The organism is Gammaproteobacteria bacterium (genome assembly GCA_003696665.1).
In the GTDB taxonomy this organism is placed as follows: domain Bacteria; phylum Pseudomonadota; class Gammaproteobacteria; order Enterobacterales.
Window position 1 is genome coordinate 1 of the sequence record RFGJ01000067.1, and the last position, 2,366, is coordinate 2,366.

The window sequence follows — 2,366 nt, forward strand, 5'->3', positions numbered from 1 at the left end:
CGCGAGTTCCTGGGGCGCATGGCGCTCTTCTTGCTCATGCGTCAGCCCAACGCCCTCTTCATGCTGGACGAACCCGAAACGCATTTCAACGATGTCTGGAAGCGGGAACTGGTCAACCTGCTGGCCGACGCCCTGGAAGGTTATCAGGCCACCGTGCTGCTCTCCACCCATTCCAGCATCGTGATTTCCGATATCGCCCACCCGCAGATGGTGCTGCTGGTGAAAGACGAACGCGGCTACACCCGTCCGCTGGACATCCGCACCCCCACCCTGGGCGCCGACCCCAGCGACATCGCCGTCGCCGTGCTGGGCGCCGGGGGTTCGGCAGGCTCACTCGCCGACGAAGAATTGGACGCTGCCCTGAAACGCGGCGACCGGGAAGAGTTGGAGCGCCTGCTGGCCATCGTCAGCCCCGGCTACTGGCGTTTTCGCATCCGCAGCCGCCTGGAGGACCTCAATGCTGCATCCGACCAGACTGCCTGACTGCGCCGATTTGCTCGAACGTGTTCTCGATTTTCAAGAGTATGTGCTTGAATTGGTTTGTGAGCATACTAACCTGTCACCAGATGAATTGCGCCACGTACTCGGCGATAATGTTTTTGAATGGTTGGACGCAAATAAGTTGCTTTACAAAATTTTAGATTTTACAAAGCGTCCGCTAGATGAAAAAAAGCTATTTTGGACGATTTCCGACATGACCGGCAATATATTCAACATCTGGATGATCCGAATTTTCGGTTTCGCTTGCTAGGTGATGCGAATGATGAAAACCGCAAAGCGATAAAAAAGTGGTTAGTCCAATTCTACGAGCAATTTGCTGACTCTGGTATTGGCGGGATGCTGATTGGTCAAAGAGGCAGTTTTTACAAACGAGACTGGTGGCAGGCATACAGCCAGGGAAATGGCGGACGCCTTACTTGCGCTATCTGTGATGGCACAATGAACCACGCCATCACCGTTGAACATTACCTGCCCAAATCCATCTATCCAGTGCTGGCCTTGCATCCCCACAATCTCATCCCCGCCTGCGACAAGTGCAATAGTTTGAAAGGCGAGAAAGACCCCTTGAAAGATGGACGCACCTTTCAATCTGTGGTGATGCCTTACCGGGAAGCCGTGCGCGACATCGCCCGCCTGGAGTTTTCAGATGTTGATGGGGACATCATCGTAAACCTGCTACCCGCAAACCCGGATCCGCACACGCTGGAAAAAATTACCGTGCTCTCCGAACTGTTTGACCTGCCCGGTCAATGGCAACGCAACATGCCGGAGATTGGCCAGATTGCCTACCGGCGTGTCAAGCAACATTTTCGCACGCTCCAAACCGCAGGTGTTCCAATAACCCCAGGCGATATTCCTGTGCACGTTGCGAAAATTTGTTCTTTTATGCAAGAAGACTGGGGCATAGAGCATTACGGCTACCCGGCAACCGAATGGCTCACATGGGCCAGCGGTCACAAACTCCAAGTGCTGGCAGAGGACGTTCGGTCTTTGCTTGAAAACCCAAAGCCGCACCAATCCAGTCTGGAGTTAGCAGAATGAGGGCTTTGGCAGAGCGCGCTACAACCAGGAAGACCACATCCGCACCGCACACGGCGGTTAGCGGGCGGGGTTTGAGAAGATGAAGTAAAGGTTCGTGAGTCAGGAGAAGGGAACGGTGGCCACTTACAAACAGATTCAAATCTGGGTTAAACAAAACTACGGCTTCACGCCGAAAACTTGCTGGATCGCACACGTCAAAGAGATGAGCGGGTTGCCGGTGCGTAAAGCGCCTAACCGCCGCGGCGCTGAACGGGTGTACCTTTGTCCGCCGGACAAGGTAGCACCCATTCGTGCCGCCTTGCGGCATTTTGGGATGATAAAGTGACGGAGGAGGAAACATGGAAGCCCGTAATCGAACATTGCCTGCCTGGTTTACGCGCGTTCAGACACGCCAAATTATGCTGCCCCGCTTTCAACGCATGGAAGCGTGGGGGTACAGAGAAATCACAGACCTGCTCGAAGCGGTGTTGCGTGGGTTGCCTATTGGCTCCGTGCTGATCCTTGAGGTAGGGGATGAAATACCATTTGTATGTCGCCCTATAGCAAGTGCGCCTCACACAGGAGAGCGGGTCACGGAATTGTTGCTGGATGGTCAGCAACGCCTCACGGCAATCTGGCGTGCCTTGCACAACAACTACGAAGAACGCACCTATTACATCAGAATCACATCCAATGACTCGGATGATGAGCCAGAAGTAGTATCCCAAAGTCGCTGGTACAAGAACGGACGCCGATATCCCATCTGGGCAGATGACCCGAGCGCTTGTTGGGAGAAACGTCTGGTACCGATTCATCTTCTGCGGCCTGACGCTGAAGCCGAAATC

5 protein-coding genes are annotated in these 2,366 nt (G+C 54.2%); all 5 read left to right on the forward strand.

Features of this window, described 5'->3' with window-relative positions:
* On the forward strand, window positions 1-483 hold a 483-nt coding region (locus tag D6694_02170; protein ID RMH47320.1), incomplete at its 5' end, for a hypothetical protein.
* Window positions 458-751 (forward strand): hypothetical protein, encoded by a 294-nt coding sequence (locus D6694_02175; protein ID RMH47321.1) that lies wholly within the window; start codon window positions 458-460, stop codon window positions 749-751. The genes D6694_02170 and D6694_02175, both read left to right, overlap by 26 nt.
* Complete coding sequence (locus D6694_02180; GenBank protein ID RMH47322.1) at window positions 745-1,542, forward strand: hypothetical protein; 798 nt, start codon at window positions 745-747, stop codon at window positions 1,540-1,542. The genes D6694_02175 and D6694_02180 overlap by 7 nt, the downstream gene beginning before the upstream one ends.
* Before the next feature lie 115 nt (window positions 1,543-1,657).
* Window positions 1,658-1,867, forward strand: a complete 210-nt coding sequence (locus tag D6694_02185) for a hypothetical protein (GenBank protein ID RMH47323.1) — start codon at window positions 1,658-1,660, stop codon at window positions 1,865-1,867.
* A 13-nt stretch (window positions 1,868-1,880) separates the two neighbouring features.
* A partial coding sequence (locus D6694_02190) for a DUF262 domain-containing protein (protein ID RMH47324.1) occupies window positions 1,881-2,366 on the forward strand: 486 nt, incomplete at its 3' end.

What these genes read in the sequence shown, in the direction of transcription:
- D6694_02175 (RMH47321.1), top strand. Translation starts at nt 458, where the DNA reads ATGCTGCATCCGACCAGACTGCCTGACTGCGCCGATTTGCTCGAACGT.